Below are 14,082 nucleotides of genomic sequence, written 5' to 3'. Positions count from 1 at the left end.
CAGCGCAGGCGGCCGGTGTTGGGCGCGGTCGCGCCGTGCGCTCCCGGATCACGGCAAGACCGCGATCCGAAGAACGGGTGGCAACGATGATCCGGCGCCGATGCGAGGGTTGCGCGCGGCGCCGCTGCCGGACAGGCTCCCTGCAGACGCAAGATCGAAGCACGAGGAACGCCATGTCCCGCATCACCCGCCGCGCGGCGCTCGCCGTTGGCGCCAGCGTGTTCGCTGCGCCCGCGCTGCGCGCCCAGCCCGCCTTTCCGAACAAGCCGCTGCGCATGATCGTGCCCTACCCGCCAGGCGGGGTGACCGACATCATGGGCCGCCTGGCGGCCGAGGCGATGGGCCGGCACCTCGGGCAGCCCGTGGTGGTGGAGAATCGCGCGGGTGCGGGCGGCAATATCGGCGCGAAGGTGGCCGCACAGGCTGAGCCGGACGGCTACACCCTGTTCCTTGCGACCATGGCGACCCAGGGCGTCAATCCGGTGCTGTATCCGGACCCGTCCTTCGATCCGCGCCGTGACCTCGTCGGCGTCGGCATGATGGCGGACATGCCGAATGTCCTGGTGTGCAATCCGCGCCGGTGGAACCCGGCCAATGCGCAGGAAGCGATCGCGCGCATGAAGGCCGAACCCGGCAAGATCCTGTTCGGGTCGGTCGGCAATGGATCGTCGTCGCACCTGTCCCAGGTGATGCTGACGCGGATGGCGGGGCTGGACGTGGTGCATGTGCCCTATCGCGGGTCATCCCCCGCGGTGGCGGCGATGATCGCTGGGGATCTCGACCTGCTGTTCGATGCATCGGCGACCTCGGGGCCGCATATCAAGGGCGGCACGCTGAAGGGCCTGGCCATCACGATGAACCGGCGGATCGAGTCGCTGCCGGATATCCCGACGCTCGAGGAGGCCGGGGTGCCCGGCTATCACCTCAGCGTCTGGACCGGGGTGATGACGCAGCCGCGGGTGCCGCAGCCGGTCCTCGCGCGGCTGCAGGACGCCTTCGGGGCGTCGATGGATGCCGTGATGCTGGAACGGCTGAAGGCCAATTTCACCGAGCCTCTGGTGATCCCGCGCGACCAGTTGCAGCCATGGCTGAACGAGGATGCGGAGCGCTGGGTGCGCATTGCGCGCGAGGCGGCGATCCGGGCGGATTGAGCCTGTCGAAAAGATAAACCCGGGATTACATGGTTGAAACTTGCCGTGCGACGCGCGCTGGCTAGCGTCGCGCGGCAATTCAGCCTGCCCAATGAGGGGCGGCGCCGGGAGTGACGCATGGATAGCCTGATCGCGGCGGCGCCGCGCTTTTTTGAGATTCTGTGGTTGAACATCGTGCTGTCGGGCGACAACGCGGTGGTGATCGGCATGGCGGCGGCCGGGCTGCCGCTGGCGATGCGCAACAAGGCGGTGATGTTCGGCATCATCGCCGCGGCCGTGCTGCGCATCATCTTCTCGATCTTCGCGACCTATCTGCTCGGCCTGTGGTGGATCGCCTTCCTGGGTGGTGCGGCGCTGCTCTACATCGCCTGGACCTTCCTTCAGGAAATGCTTCATCACGGCGATGAGGACGGCAGCGGCGAGACCGAGGTGAAGGAGAAGACGCTCGCCCAGGCGCTGTGGCAGATCGTCGTCGCCGACGTGTCGATGAGCCTGGACAACGTGCTGGCGGTGGCCGCGGTCGCGCGCAACGACATTATCATGCTGGTGGTCGGCCTGACCGTGTCCATCATCATGATGGGCGTCCTGGGCGGCTTCCTGGCGCGGCTGCTCGATCGGTTCAAGTTCATCGCCTATATCGGCGTGGCGCTGATCGCCTGGATCGGTCTCGAACTGATGTGGGAAGGCACCATCAACGCCAATGCGGCGCTGCATCTGGGCCTGCCGATCCCGGCGCCGCACGAGGTGGCGCATTGACGCATCGGCCACCGGCTGAAGGTGCCGATTCATCCGCCCTGGTGATTTCACCCGGGCGGGATCTGCTCTAAGGAGCGTCCCCATTCGGGCGGCATCGGACGCCGCCCGCATGGGAGAGACCCGGGATATGACCCTGATCCGTCGCGCGGCCTTCGCCGCGCTGGCCGCCGCGGCCGTGACGGCGAGCCCCGCGCTCGCGCAGACCACCATCACCATCCAGCATCCGCTGCCCACCGCCAGCCACTACGGCGTCGGCGCCGCCGCGCTGAAGGAAAGCTTCGAGCGCGCCACCGGCGGCCGCTACACGGTGAACATCCAGCGCAACGACAACGAACGCGAGATTGTCGAGAGCGTCCAGATCGGCACGGTCGAGTGCTATATCGGGTCGACCGGCCCGGTCGGGAACTTCGTGCCCGCCGTGCGCGTGGTCGATGTGCCCTTCCTGTTCCGCGACTACGCCCATGCCCGCGGCGTGCTCGATTCCGAGATCGGCCAGGGGCTGTTGCAGCAGTTCAACGCCCGCGGCCTGGTCGGCGTGATCTGGATGGAGAACGGCTTCCGCCACCTGACCAATTCGCGCCGCGAGGTGAACACCCCGGCCGATGTGCGCGGGCTGAAGGTGCGCACCATGGAGAACCAGGTGCATATGCGCGCCTTCACCACGCTGGGCGCGATGCCGACGCCGATGGCGTTCTCCGAACTGGTCCCCGCCCTGCAGCAGGGCACGGTGGATGGGCAGGAGAACCCCATTCCGGTGATCGTGGCGAACAACCTGAACCAGGTGCAGCGCTATCTGACGCTGACCGGACATGTCTATTCACCGGCGCTGCTGATCTGCAACCCGGCGATGATGCAGCGGCTATCGGCGGCCGACCGTACCGCCTTCATGGCGGCCGCCCGCGCCGCGCAGCAGGCCAATCGTGACCGCGTGACCGCCGATGAGGCCTCGGGCATCGAGGAACTGCGCCGCCGCGGCATGCAGGTGGTGACCCAGGTCGACACCGCCGCCTTCCAGACCGCACTCGCGGCGGCCTTCGCGCAGTATGAGCGCGAGCTGGACGCGGCCACGCTGCGCCGCATCCGCGACTGGCGGCCGAACTGAGGGCGGGTTGAGGCTCCTCACACGGCGGAGGGCGTAGCCGGGACGGAGGGGGCCTCGCCCCCCTTCGCACCTTCTCCACCAAGGGCCAAAGGGCCTTTGGAAGGCGGCCTTCCCCTGCCGGGGGCATCTGTCGAAGGACGCCCCTGCGCACGGCACGCGACGCCATGCCGCAGCCAGAGCCCGCCCGGCCTCCGCAGCGCTGGCTCAACAATTGCCACTCCACGATTGCGGCAGACGCCCAATAACGAGACAGCATCAGCGATGTCGCCGAGGCTGCCATTGCCAGCGGCACCGCAGCCCGGCTAAGTGCCCGCAACGACAATCAAACATGGAGGAAGCGCACGCATGACCCTGACCCGACGGCTGGCCCTGGCCGCGGCGCTCGCCGCCCCGCTTGCCTCAGCCCCCGCCCTGGCGCAGACGCAGATCACCGTGCAGCACGCCCTGCCCGCCAACAGCCACACCGGCGTCGGCGCCTCCACCTTCAAGGACGCCTTCGAGCGCCTGACCAATGGCCGCTACAGCGTCGTCGTCCAGCGCAACGACAATGAGCGCGAGATGGTCGAGAGCGTGCAGATCGGCACCATCGACTGCACCTTCACCTCCACCGGCCCGGTCGGGAACTTCGTGCCGGAGGTGCGCGTCTTCGACGTCCCGTTCCTGTTCCGCGACGCGACGCATGCGCGCGGCGTGCTCGACGGCGACATCGGCCAGCAGGTGCTTGCCCGCTTCCCCGCGCGCGGCCTGGTCGGCGTGATCTGGATCGAGAACGGCTTCCGCAACCTGACCAATTCGCGCCGCGAGGTGAACACGCCGGCCGACATGCGCGGCCTCAAGATCCGCACCATGGAGAACCAGGTGCATATGCGCGCCTTCACCACGCTTGGCGCGCTGCCGACGCCGATGGCGTTCAGTGAGCTGGTCCCCGCCCTGCAGCAGGGCACGGTGGACGGGCAGGAGAACCCGATCTCGGTGATCGTGGCGAACAACCTGAACCAGGTGCAGCGCTACATGACCATGACGCGGCACGTCTATTCGCCGCAGGTGATGATCTGCAACCCGCAGACGGTGGGCCGGCTGAACGCCGCCGACCGCGCGCTGTTCCAGCAGGCGGCGGTGGAAGCGCAGCGCGCCAACCGCGCCCGCGTCACCGCCGATGACGAGGCCGGCGTGGCCGAGTTGCGCCGCCGGGGCATGACGGTGATCACCGAGGTGGACACCGCCGCCTTCCAGGCCGCGCTCGCGCCCGCCTTCGCGGAATGGGAGCGGACGCTGGATGCCGCGACGCTTCGCCGCATCCGCGACTGGCAGCCGAACTGATTGGGGCGTGTGACTGAACGGGGCGCGGCCAGGCCCGCGCCCCGATCGCTGTGTGGGGGGTGTCGATGAATGCGATGAACGTGCTGCCGCTGCAGGTGACGGTGGCGGCGACGCTTGCCGTTGTCGCGCTGGCGCTGTGGGCCGGGTCGGGGGGTGCCGCGCGCGATGGCGTCCGCCGCGCGATATTGCTGGCCGACCGTTTCACCACGGCGATCGCGGCCATCGGGGCAAGCCTTGCGCTGACGGTCGCGGTGCTGGCGGGGCTTTGGCAGGTGGTGGCGCGCTTCGCCACCGAGACCCCTTCCGTCTGGTCCGAGGCGCTGGTGCGCACGGCGCTGATCTGGATGGCGTTCCTGGGCGTGGCCGTGGCGCTGCGCGCCGGGGCGCTGGTGTCGATCGACGTGGCGCATCGGTATTCCTCCGGTGCGCTCCGCCGCGGGCTGGAAGCGGCAGCGCTTGCCTGCGCGCTGACGATGCTCGGCATCATGTTCTGGTTCGGCTGGATGATGGCCGAACGGGTGCAGTTCCAGGAAATGGCGGGGCTCGAGGTCTCGATGTCCTGGGGCTATGCGGCCATTCCCATCGGGGCGGTCTTCGCCATGGTTGGCGTCGTCGCGCATTTCCTCGACCGCCGCTCCGAAGAATTGGACCTGGCCGTATGATCCGACCCACCCCCACAAGGCGCGCGGACAGCGCGCCCGGAGCGCACGGCGCGACCGCGCCCACCCCGCCCACCGCCGCCAGAGCACCAGTGCGCGGCGCGAAGGCAAGCCGGCCGGACGGCCGGCGCCCGCCGTCTGAGAGCAATGAACCATGAGCGGTACCATGCTCACGGCGATGCTGGTGCTGTTCGCCATCAGCATCCCGGTCGCCCTCGCCATCGGCATCGCGGCGGTGGTCGGCATCGCCGGCTTCACCTCCTTTCCGCTGATCGTCGCGGCGCAGCAGCTGTTCGTCGCCCTCGACAAGTTTCCGCTGGCGGCCATCCCGTTCTTCATCCTGGCCGGCAACATCATGGATGTCGGCGGCATCTCGCGCCGGCTGGTGGAATTCGCGCGGTCCATCGTGGGTGGCGTGCAGGGCGGGCTGCCGGCGACTTGCGTGGTCACCTGCATGATCTTCGCGGCGATCAGCGGGTCGTCGGTCGCGACCACCTTCGCCATCGGCGCCATCATGATCCCGGCCCTGGTGCGCGCGGGCTATCCGGTCGCCTTCGCCGCGGCGCTGCAGGCGACAGCCGCCGAACTCGGCGTCATTATCCCGCCGTCGATCCCGATGATCCTGTATGGCGTGACGACGCAGACCTCGATCCCCGAGCTGTTCATCGCGGGCTTCGGGCCGGGCTTCCTGATCGGCGGCGCGCTGATCGTGACCGTGCTGATCTGGTGCCGCATCAAGGGCTGGGGCAAGGAGGACGGCGTCGGCCGCCTGCCCTTCCTGACCGCGACGAAGCAGGCCGGCTTCGCACTGGTCATGCCGGTGGTGGTCCTGGGCGGCATCTATGGCGGCATCACCACGCCCACGGAGGCTTCGGTCATCGCGGTGGTCTATGCGCTGATCGTGGGCATGTTCCTGCATCGGGAGATCGGGCTGCGCGACCTGTTCCCGATCTTCCGCAAATCGGTGATCAGCAGCGCGGTGATCATGTTCATCATCGCCTGCGCGGCGCTGTTCTCCTGGCTGCTGAACCGGCAGAACGTGCCGGATGCGGCCGCCGCCTGGCTTGCCACATCCTTCGACAGCCCGGCGGCCTACCTGCTGGTGGTAAACCTGTTCCTGTTCGTCGTCGGCATGTTCATCGAAACCTCGGCGTCGATCATTGTGCTGGCGCCGATCCTGCAGGAGGCGGCCCAGCGCGTGGGCGTGGACGGCGTGCATTTCGGCACCATCATGGTGGTGAACCTGGCACTGGGGATGATCACGCCGCCCTTCGGCGTGAACCTGTTCGCCGCCGCGCAGGTGGCCGGGTGCAGCATCGACACGATGATGAAGCCGCTCGCCGTCTTCATCGCCGTGGTCTTCGCCTGCCTGATGGTGATCACCTATGTGCCGGCCATCACGCTGGTGCTGCCGCACCTGGTGTTCCGGTGAGCATCGGCACGCCGGAGGCGCTGAAGCACCTCCGGCGTGACCCGATGATGAAGGCGGTGATCCGCCAGGTCGGGCCCTGCACGCTGACCGTCGCCAAGCGCCAGCCCTATGAGGCGCTGGTGCGCGCCATCGCGCATCAGCAGGTGCATGGTCGGGCGGCGGAGGCGATCCTCGGCCGCTTCCTGGGCTGCTGCACCGCCGGGCCGGGATTTCCCCCGCCCGAGGCCGTGCTGGCGCTGACGCCCGAGCAGATGCGCGCCTGCGGGCTTTCGGGCAACAAGGTGCTGGCCATCCGCGACATCGCCGAGAAGGCGGCCGCGGGCGTAGTGCCGACGCGCACGGTCGCGCGGCGACTGTCGGATGACGACCTGATCGAGCGGCTGGTGCCGCTGCGCGGGGTTGGGCGCTGGACGGTGGAGATGCTGCTGATCTTCACGCTCGGCCGCGCCGATATCCTGCCGGTGGACGATTTCGGCGTGCGCGAAGGCTATCGCGTGGCAGCCGGCCTGGAGGAACAGCCAAAGCCGCGCGCCTTCGCCACCATCGGGGAAGCCTGGGCACCCTATCGCACCACCGCAGCCTGGTATTTCTGGCGCGCGGCCGATTTGCACAAGGAAGGGCGGTTCCGCCAGCCCAAGGCGATCTGATCCGGCGCACGGTCGCCGCGGTAGGCGTGCAGCCATGCTCGCCGCGAGACCGCCATCTTCGCAGCTGCAATATGTCGGCATGATCGGACGGCGCGGCATCATCACGGGGCTGGGCGGCATGGTGGCCGCCGGGGGCGGGCTTGCGGCCTATGGCTTCGGCGTCGAGCCCTTTCTCCGGCTGGCCGTGCAGCACCACGCCGTGCGGCCAACCGGCTGGGCGACGGGGCTGACGCTGAAGGTCGCGGTGCTGTCCGACCTCCACGCCGGTGCACCGTTCATGGATGAAGCGCGGATCGAGCACATCGTCGCGCGGGCCAATGCGTTGGCCCCCGACCTGGTGCTGATGCCCGGCGATTTCGGGCCGTCCTGCCGAATGGTCACCCGGGTCATCCCGCATGCGGATGTGGCGCGGCGACTGGCGGCGCTGCGCGCGCCACTCGGCGTCTTCGCGGTGAACGGCAACCACGACTGGTGGGAGGATCGCGAGGCCATGCGGCGCGGGCCCGGCGCCGTCACCGCCCTGGCCCGCGCGCTGGAGGCTGTCGGCATTCCGGTGCTGCGCAACCAGGTGGTGCGCGCGGGGCCGGTGCTGGTCGGCGGGCTTGATTCGCAGTGGGCTTTCGGAACCCATCGGGGCGCGCAGGATGTGCCGAAGCTGCTGGGCCAGGTGACCGGCGATGCGCCGCTGCTGCTGATGGCCCATGAACCCGACATCTTCGCGACATTGCCCGGCCGCGCCGCCGTGACCTTCAGCGGTCATACGCATGGCGGGCAGGTGCGGCTTCTGGGTTGGTCCCCGCGCACCTCGTCGCGCTACGGCAATCGATACGCCTGGGGGCATGTGCGCGAACAGGGCCGCGACCTGGTCGTGTCGGGCGGACTCGGCATCAGCACCTTCCCGGTGCGCTTCGGCGTGCCGCCGGAGATCACGCTGGTGGCGATCACCGGCTAGGCGCGGGCGGCGCGCCGGGTGCAGACTTCGCGGCAACGAGGAAATGTCTGCGAGGCCACATGACCATCGAGTTGCTCGACGCGCAGGGCCTGTCCGAAATTCATGCCGCGATGCGCGACACGGCGCGTCGCTTCGCGTCGGCAGAGGTCGCACCCGTCGCCGCGGAGCTTGACGACAGCGAGCGCTATCCCGCCGATCTGTATCGCAGCCTGGCCGAGGCCGGGCTGTTCGGCATCACGGTCCCAGAGGCCCTCGGCGGCGCGGGGGCGGATGCGCTCGCCTATGCGCTGGTGATGGAGGAATTGTCGCGCGGCTATGCCTCGGTCGCCGACCAGGTGGGGCTGGTGGAATTGCTCGGGACGCTGCTGACGCAGCATGGCAGCGCGGCGCAGCAGGCGCGCTACCTGGCGCCGCTGCTGAAGGCCGACCGGCGCTGCGCCTATGCGCTGACGGAAGCAGGCGCGGGCTCGGACCTCGGTTCGTTGAAGACCGAGGCGCGGCGCGACGGCGCGGGCTGGGTGCTGAACGGTGCCAAGCTTTGGATCCACAATGCGCCGGTCGCCGATTTCGCCGCCGTGCTGGCGCGCACCGATCCGGCGGCCGGGCATCGCGGCATGTCGGTGTTCCTGGTGGATCTGGATGCCGCCGGCGTGTCGCGCGGGCGCCGCGAACACAAGATGGGGCAGCGCGCCTCGCCGGTCGGCGGGCTCGCCTTCGACGATGTGCGGCTGCCGGGAGATGCGCTGCTCGGCACGGAGGGGCGCGGCTTCCACATGATGATGTCGGTGCTCGACAAGGGGCGTGTGGGCATCGCGGCGCTCGCACTCGGCATCCTGATGGCCGCACTGGAGGAGAGCATCGCCTACGCGAAGCAGCGCGTGCAGTTCGCGAAGCCGATCGCCGAGTTCCAGGCGGTGCAGTGGATGATCGCCGACATGGGAAAGGACATCCAGGCGGCGCGGCTGATGATCATGGAGGCGGCACGGCTGCTGGATGGTGGGGGGCGGGCGACGCTCGCGGCCAGCATGGCGAAGTGCTTTGCCGCCGATGCCGCGGTGGCGCGCACGGCGGATGCGGTGCAGATCCACGGCGGGTCGGGCTACATCCGCGGCGTGCGCGTCGAAAGGCTGTATCGCGACGCCAAGATCACGCAGATCTATGAGGGCACCAACCAGATCCAGCGCATGATCATGGCGCGGACGCTGCTGGGATAGCGCGGTGCACCATCAGGTCGTTCTCGCCGGCCTGGATCACCTCGCCCTTCTGGTTGAACAGAGTCAGGTCCAGCGTAACGATGCCGCGGTCGGCGTGGCGTGTCGTGCGCTTGCCAATGACCTTGATGCGCGCCTGTACCCGGTCATTCACCATGATCGGGCCGGCGAAGCGCCAGCGCCAGCCGAGCGAGACGATCGCGGCCAGCCGCACCCGCGAGCGGTTCTTCAACCCATCCGCCAGCGCGAGGCCAAGCAGCCCATGGGCAACGCGACCCGGATAGCCGAGAGCGCGGGCGTAGTCGTCATCGACATGGATTTCGTAGAAATCGCCGGAGAGACCGGCGAAGGCGAAGATATGACTTTCCGTCACGGTGATGCCCGGCGTTTCCCAGGCAAGATCGTCGGCGATGTCGTCATACAGCAGGCGATCGTCATCCAGCATGGTCACCAGCCCTTGATGCCGAGATAGGCGGCGGCAAGGCGCGCCTGGCCTTCGTGCATGTTGCGCCCGGTCGTCGTCGCGCAGCCAATGGCGCGGGCCGCGGCGACCAGCGGCGTGACCTCCGGGTTCGGAATCACGTCGGCAACGACCTGCGAAGCCACCAGCAGCCCGGCATCGATCGACATCGGATCGCCGTGCCGCAGGCCGAGCGGCGTCGCATTCACCACGATGTCGAAGCCGCGCGGGTCGGGCGGGCCGGCAACCACGCGCGTGGCCGGGAAATGCGTGGCGAGCAGCGCCTTCAACGCATCCAGCCGGGCCGGCATGCTGTCATGCAGGGTAAGTTCCCCCGCGCCGGCCCGTGCCAGGGCGCAGGCGATGGCGGTGCCAGCCGCACCGCAGCCGACCTGCAGGATGCGCCGGCCGCGCGGCGGATGGCCGGCGCGTTCCAGGCCATCGCGAAAGCCCTCGCCATCGAACATGTCGCCCTCGAAGGCACCGTCGGGCCGGCGGCGGATGGTGTTGACCGAATGCGTCAGCCGCGCGGTCGGGCCAAGATCCGCCAACAGCGCCAGAGCGGCTTCCTTGTGCGGCATGGTGATGACGATGCCGTCGAGATTCTGCATCGCCAGCAGCCCCGGCCAGGCGCGTTCCAGCGCGCCGGCGGGGATCTGGAAAGCGACGAAGGCAGCGTCGAGACCCAGCCGCGCGAAGGCCGCGTTGAAGAAGGCCGGGGAACGCAACGGCGCGACCGGATCGCCGATGATGGCGTAGAGGCGCGTGGCACCGGTGACGGTCATGGGCGGCCCTCCAGCCAGGATTCGATCAGGCGCTGGACATGCAGCGCGCTGCGGGCATCGTTCGATGGCGCGCGACCTTCGGTGATCGCGTCGAGCATCTCGGTAATCAGTGCGCGATGCGGACCGTGGTCGAAGGCCATGGGATCGGCACCGCCGCCGGTGCCGCTGCCGGGGTCGATCACCTCGGGTGCGCCATCGCCGGCATACCATTCCAGGCGATTGCCGATCAGCAGCGCGCTGGCCCTCGTGCCGGCGATCTCGATGCGCTCGGGAAAGCCGGGACGGGCGACGGAGGTGGCGTCGATCACGCCCAGCGCGCCGTTCTCGAAACGGATGGCTGCGGCGGCGATATCCTCGGTGTCGGTCGCGCGCAGGCCGGCGTTGCGCGCGAAGCCGGCGACGTCGCGCACAGGGCCCATCAGGTGCAGCAGCAGGTCCATGGTGTGGATCGCCTGGGTCAGAAGGACGCCGCCGCCGTCGCGCGCCATGGTGCCGCGGCCGGGCTGCGCGAAGTAGTTGGCATCGCGCCACCACCGGATGCTGGCCGAGGCGCTGAGCGGCGTGCCGAGGTCGCCGGCGCGCAGCCGCCGCGCGAATTCCAGCGCGCCGGGACGGAAGCGGTGCTGGAAGCAGACCGATGCGCGCACGCCGGCACGCTCGGCCAGTTCCGCCAATGCTTCCGCGCGCGCGACGGTACGTTCGAGCGGCTTTTCGACGATCATGTGCTTGCCGGCTGCGGCGGCGCGTTCGGCGATCGGCAGGTGTTCGCCAGGCGGGGCAAGGATAAGCACCAGTTCGAGGCCCGGTGCCGCCAGCAATGCATCAAGACTATCGAATGCAGCGGCAGCCCAGCGTGACACGAAGGCTTCGCGCCGCGCGGCGGATGGCGCGAATCCGCCGACGATGCGCGTGCGCCCCATGGCCTCAAGCTCGCGCAATGCGAGCATATGCGGCGTCACGGCCATGCCGAGGCCGATGATGCCGACGCCGATTGTCATGGCGCGTTCTCTCCCCACCGATTCCGGCTTCCACGCCGTTGCTGGCGGAGGCTAGGCTGCCCCCCACGATGACCTGACACAAGGGTCCGCAGGAGGATTTCATACCATGACAGCTACCGTGATCGACCGGCGCACGCTTGCGCGCATGCTGGGCCTGTCTGCCGCCATGCTGCCGATGCTGCCTGAGAAGGTGCTGGCGCAGGCGCGCAACACCACGCTCGTGCTCGGCATCGACATCAGCGACACCATCACGCTCGATCCGGTGCGACAGGCGCAGTACACGCCGCCGATGACGCTGGCCGCCACCTATGACGCGCTGGTGACGCTCACGCCCGATGACCTGGTGAATGTGAAGCCGGCGCTCGCGACATCGTGGCAGCGCACGCCCGATGGCCGCGGCTGGCGCTTCACGCTGCGCGATGGCGTGAAGTTCGCCTCCGGCAATCCGCTGACGGCCGAGGATGTTCGCTGGACCTTCATGCGGCTGCTGAACATGAAGGAACAGACTCAGCAGTATCTGAAATCGGTCGATCGGGTGGAAGTCGTCGATCCCAAGACCGTCGACTTCATCATGAATGCACCGAATGCGCCGGTGCTGCCGATCCTCGCCGCACCGGGGAACGGCATCCTGGAGAAGGCTGCGGTGATGGCACAGGGCGGCACCGACGCCGCCGACGCGCAGCAATCCGACAAGGCGACCGACTGGCTGAACAACAACTCCGCCGGCACCGGCCCGTTCCGCCTGGTGCGGTGGGAACGCAACAGCCAGATCCAGCTGGTGCGCAACCCGCACTATTGGGGCGGTGCTTCGCCGTTCGAGCGCGTGGTGATCCGGCATCTGTCGGACAGTGCTGCCCAGCTGCTCGCGGTGCGGCGCGGCGACGTGGCCGCCGCGTTCAACCTGATTCCCGAGCAGATCGCGACACTGCGCGGCGATACCACGGTGCGCATCGACCGCATGCCGAGCCTCGACTTCGTCTACATGGCGGTGACCGAGAGCCCGGCGGCGAACCCCGTGCTGGCGAAGAAGGAAGCGCGCCACGCGATCGGCTATGCGATCGACTATGACGGCATCCTGGGCAGCCTGCTCGGCGGCGCGGCCGTGCGGCCGGCGCATTTCCTGCCGATCGGCGTGAATGGCAGCACCGAGCGCATCGCGCGCGAGGTCGGCTTCAACACCAATCTCGACCGCGCGCGGCAGATGCTGCAGGCCGCCGGCGTGCCGGACGGGTTCGAGATGGAGATCGCCTACGGCAATGCCGCGGTCGCCGGCATCTCGTATCAGGTGCTGGGTCAGAAGCTGCAGGCGGACCTCGCGCGCGTCGGCATCCGCGTGCGGCTGAACCCGATGGATCAGGTCAACCTGCGCACCGTCTATACCCAGGGGCGGCTGGCCGGCGGCGTGCTGACCTTCTGGAATCCGCCGGCGGTGTCGAACGATCTGTGGGCCTCGGCGGTGGTGGAACGCGTCGCGCGGCGCGTGCACTGGACGGTGCCGCAGGCGATGACGGACCTGGTCAAGCGCGCATCGGAGGAACAGGACCTCGAGAAGGCAGCCGGTCTGTGGGTGGAATGGCAGCGCGGCGTGGTGGACGTCGCCCACCACTTCATCCTGTTCCAGCCGACCTACCAGATCGCGGTACGCAACACGATCGGCGCCTTCCCGCTGACGGCGGCGGGCTGGCAGCTGGAGACCGGAAAGGTCCGCCCGGCCTAGTGTCGCTTCCGTTCGCCCTGGCTCACGGCAGCGACTCCAGCCCTTTGTTTTTCCGGGCATCTTCACCCGATCAGGTGTTCCCACCTGATCGGGGCCTGCCCTACCGCGTGAAGGCCGCGCCTCGCTTCTCGGCGAAGGCACGGATCCCTTCCAGGTGATCGCCCGCCGAGAAGCACAGGACGTTCATCTCGTTCTCATAGAGCAGGCCCGCAGTCAGCGGCGCCTCCATGGCCATGCGCACGGCAGCCTTCACCGACTGCACGGCGACAGGGCTGAATCCGGCGATCTTCTCGGCCAGCGCCTGCGCTGCCGCCAACAATTCGGCCTGCGGCACCACCTGGTCGAACAGGCCGAGCGACTGCGCCTCGGCGGCCTCGATCGGGTCGCCGGTCATCAGCATGCGCATGGCGCGCGCCGCACCGATCATGCGCGGCAGCATCTGCGACGCACCACCGCCGCCGACCCAGCCCCGCGTGACCTCGGGGAAGCCGAAGCGCGTGCCGTCCGCCGCGACGCGGATATCGGCGCCCAGCGCCATTTCCGCCCCGCCGCCCAGCGTCCAGCCCTGCAACGCCGCGATCACCGGCTTGCGGATGTTGCGGATGGCGGTCGCGTATTCCACCCGGTTGCGGAAATGCCAGGTGCTGGGATACGCGGCGAGCGAATTGAGGTCGCTGCCCGCGCAAAAGGCCCGTTCCCCCGCGCCGCGCAGCAACACGACCCGTGCGGCGTCATCGGCATCGATGGCGCGGGCCGCCTCGGCGATCGCGGCAGCCATGGCTGGCGTTACGGCATTGTGCTTGGCCGGGCGGTCCAGCAGCAGTTCCGCGACGGGGCCACGCATCGTCACCGTCACCGCTCCGTCCATCGTCATCCTCCGTTGCCATCTTGA

14 protein-coding genes are annotated in these 14,082 nt (G+C 68.9%); 10 read left to right on the top strand and 4 right to left on the bottom strand.

Annotated elements, in window-relative coordinates; translation table 11 throughout:
• Positions 1 to 173: 173 nt before the first annotated feature.
• From AAFN86_RS18805 to AAFN86_RS18765, 9 genes are all read left to right on the top strand, one after another.
• A complete protein-coding gene (locus AAFN86_RS18805) occupies positions 174 to 1,151 on the top strand; it encodes a tripartite tricarboxylate transporter substrate-binding protein (protein WP_347545010.1) in 978 nt (325 codons plus the stop codon).
• 117 nt (positions 1,152 to 1,268) lie between these two features.
• Positions 1,269 to 1,907, top strand: a complete 639-nt coding sequence (locus AAFN86_RS18800) for a YjbE family putative metal transport protein (protein WP_347545008.1) — start codon at positions 1,269 to 1,271, stop codon at positions 1,905 to 1,907.
• A 127-nt stretch (positions 1,908 to 2,034) separates the two neighbouring features.
• Positions 2,035 to 3,009 carry a TRAP transporter substrate-binding protein DctP gene (gene dctP / locus AAFN86_RS18795; protein WP_347545007.1) on the top strand — a complete coding sequence of 325 codons (975 nt, stop codon included), beginning with the start codon at positions 2,035 to 2,037 and terminating at the stop codon, positions 3,007 to 3,009.
• Between the two features lie 345 nt (positions 3,010 to 3,354).
• Positions 3,355 to 4,329 (top strand): DctP family TRAP transporter solute-binding subunit, encoded by a 975-nt coding sequence (locus AAFN86_RS18790; protein ID WP_347545005.1) that lies wholly within the window; start codon positions 3,355 to 3,357, stop codon positions 4,327 to 4,329.
• 65 nt (positions 4,330 to 4,394) lie between these two features.
• A complete protein-coding gene (locus tag AAFN86_RS18785) occupies positions 4,395 to 4,991 on the top strand; it encodes a TRAP transporter small permease subunit (protein ID WP_347545003.1) in 597 nt (198 codons plus the stop codon).
• A gap of 151 nt (positions 4,992 to 5,142) precedes the next feature.
• Positions 5,143 to 6,420 carry a TRAP transporter large permease gene (locus AAFN86_RS18780; protein WP_347545001.1) on the top strand — a complete coding sequence of 426 codons (1,278 nt, stop codon included), beginning with the start codon at positions 5,143 to 5,145 and terminating at the stop codon, positions 6,418 to 6,420.
• Positions 6,417 to 7,067, top strand: a complete 651-nt coding sequence (locus AAFN86_RS18775; protein WP_408906613.1) for a DNA-3-methyladenine glycosylase family protein — start codon at positions 6,417 to 6,419, stop codon at positions 7,065 to 7,067. Before AAFN86_RS18780 ends, AAFN86_RS18775 begins: the two co-directional genes overlap by 4 nt.
• Before the next feature lie 79 nt (positions 7,068 to 7,146).
• Positions 7,147 to 8,019, top strand: coding sequence for a metallophosphoesterase (locus tag AAFN86_RS18770; RefSeq protein ID WP_347544999.1), 873 nt, complete (start codon positions 7,147 to 7,149; stop codon positions 8,017 to 8,019).
• Between the two features lie 59 nt (positions 8,020 to 8,078).
• A complete protein-coding gene (locus AAFN86_RS18765) occupies positions 8,079 to 9,233 on the top strand; it encodes an acyl-CoA dehydrogenase family protein (protein ID WP_347544997.1) in 1,155 nt (384 codons plus the stop codon).
• Here AAFN86_RS18765 and AAFN86_RS18760 read toward each other — a convergent pair.
• From AAFN86_RS18760 to AAFN86_RS18750, 3 genes are read right to left on the bottom strand one after another with little or no spacing between them, the layout of a single operon-like run.
• Positions 9,208 to 9,675 carry a MaoC/PaaZ C-terminal domain-containing protein gene (locus tag AAFN86_RS18760; protein ID WP_347545215.1) on the bottom strand — a complete coding sequence of 156 codons (468 nt, stop codon included), beginning with the start codon at positions 9,673 to 9,675 and terminating at the stop codon, positions 9,208 to 9,210. The two genes, AAFN86_RS18765 and AAFN86_RS18760, sit on opposite strands and share 26 nt — an antisense overlap.
• A gap of 2 nt (positions 9,676 to 9,677) precedes the next feature.
• Positions 9,678 to 10,475 (bottom strand): shikimate dehydrogenase, encoded by a 798-nt coding sequence (locus AAFN86_RS18755; protein ID WP_347544996.1) that lies wholly within the window; start codon positions 10,473 to 10,475, stop codon positions 9,678 to 9,680.
• Complete coding sequence (locus tag AAFN86_RS18750; RefSeq protein ID WP_347544995.1) at positions 10,472 to 11,473, bottom strand: Gfo/Idh/MocA family oxidoreductase; 1,002 nt, start codon at positions 11,471 to 11,473, stop codon at positions 10,472 to 10,474. The genes AAFN86_RS18755 and AAFN86_RS18750 overlap by 4 nt, the downstream gene beginning before the upstream one ends.
• Before the next feature lie 106 nt (positions 11,474 to 11,579).
• On the opposite strand from AAFN86_RS18750, the gene AAFN86_RS18745 reads away from it, so the two are divergent.
• Positions 11,580 to 13,190 carry an ABC transporter substrate-binding protein gene (locus tag AAFN86_RS18745; protein WP_347544993.1) on the top strand — a complete coding sequence of 537 codons (1,611 nt, stop codon included), beginning with the start codon at positions 11,580 to 11,582 and terminating at the stop codon, positions 13,188 to 13,190.
• Between the two features lie 100 nt (positions 13,191 to 13,290).
• Here the strand turns inward: AAFN86_RS18745 and AAFN86_RS18740 are convergent, their stop codons facing one another.
• The gene (locus tag AAFN86_RS18740) at positions 13,291 to 14,064 is read right to left on the bottom strand and encodes an enoyl-CoA hydratase/isomerase family protein (RefSeq protein ID WP_347544992.1); all 774 of its coding nucleotides are present in this window, start codon (positions 14,062 to 14,064) and stop codon (positions 13,291 to 13,293) included.
• Positions 14,065 to 14,082: the final 18 nt, after the last annotated feature.

Origin of the sequence: Roseomonas sp. CAU 1739, from assembly GCF_039839775.1 — a bacterium.
Lineage (GTDB): Bacteria > Pseudomonadota > Alphaproteobacteria > Acetobacterales > Acetobacteraceae > Neoroseomonas.
Note: the sequence above shows the minus strand (reverse complement) of the source record. Positions and strands in the feature narration are given on the sequence as shown.

What these genes read in the sequence shown, in the direction of transcription:
- AAFN86_RS18805 (WP_347545010.1), top strand. Translation starts at nt 174, where the DNA reads ATGTCCCGCATCACCCGCCGCGCGGCGCTCGCCGTTGGCGCCAGCGTG.
- AAFN86_RS18800 (WP_347545008.1), top strand. Translation starts at nt 1,269, where the DNA reads ATGGATAGCCTGATCGCGGCGGCGCCGCGCTTTTTTGAGATTCTGTGG.
- dctP (WP_347545007.1), top strand. Translation starts at nt 2,035, where the DNA reads ATGACCCTGATCCGTCGCGCGGCCTTCGCCGCGCTGGCCGCCGCGGCC.
- AAFN86_RS18790 (WP_347545005.1), top strand. Translation starts at nt 3,355, where the DNA reads ATGACCCTGACCCGACGGCTGGCCCTGGCCGCGGCGCTCGCCGCCCCG.
- AAFN86_RS18785 (WP_347545003.1), top strand. Translation starts at nt 4,395, where the DNA reads ATGAATGCGATGAACGTGCTGCCGCTGCAGGTGACGGTGGCGGCGACG.
- AAFN86_RS18780 (WP_347545001.1), top strand. Translation starts at nt 5,143, where the DNA reads ATGAGCGGTACCATGCTCACGGCGATGCTGGTGCTGTTCGCCATCAGC.
- AAFN86_RS18770 (WP_347544999.1), top strand. Translation starts at nt 7,147, where the DNA reads ATGATCGGACGGCGCGGCATCATCACGGGGCTGGGCGGCATGGTGGCC.
- AAFN86_RS18765 (WP_347544997.1), top strand. Translation starts at nt 8,079, where the DNA reads ATGACCATCGAGTTGCTCGACGCGCAGGGCCTGTCCGAAATTCATGCC.
- AAFN86_RS18760 (WP_347545215.1), bottom strand. Translation starts at nt 9,675, where the DNA reads ATGCTGGATGACGATCGCCTGCTGTATGACGACATCGCCGACGATCTT.
- AAFN86_RS18755 (WP_347544996.1), bottom strand. Translation starts at nt 10,475, where the DNA reads ATGACCGTCACCGGTGCCACGCGCCTCTACGCCATCATCGGCGATCCG.
- AAFN86_RS18750 (WP_347544995.1), bottom strand. Translation starts at nt 11,473, where the DNA reads ATGACAATCGGCGTCGGCATCATCGGCCTCGGCATGGCCGTGACGCCG.
- AAFN86_RS18745 (WP_347544993.1), top strand. Translation starts at nt 11,580, where the DNA reads ATGACAGCTACCGTGATCGACCGGCGCACGCTTGCGCGCATGCTGGGC.
- AAFN86_RS18740 (WP_347544992.1), bottom strand. Translation starts at nt 14,064, where the DNA reads ATGACGATGGACGGAGCGGTGACGGTGACGATGCGTGGCCCCGTCGCG.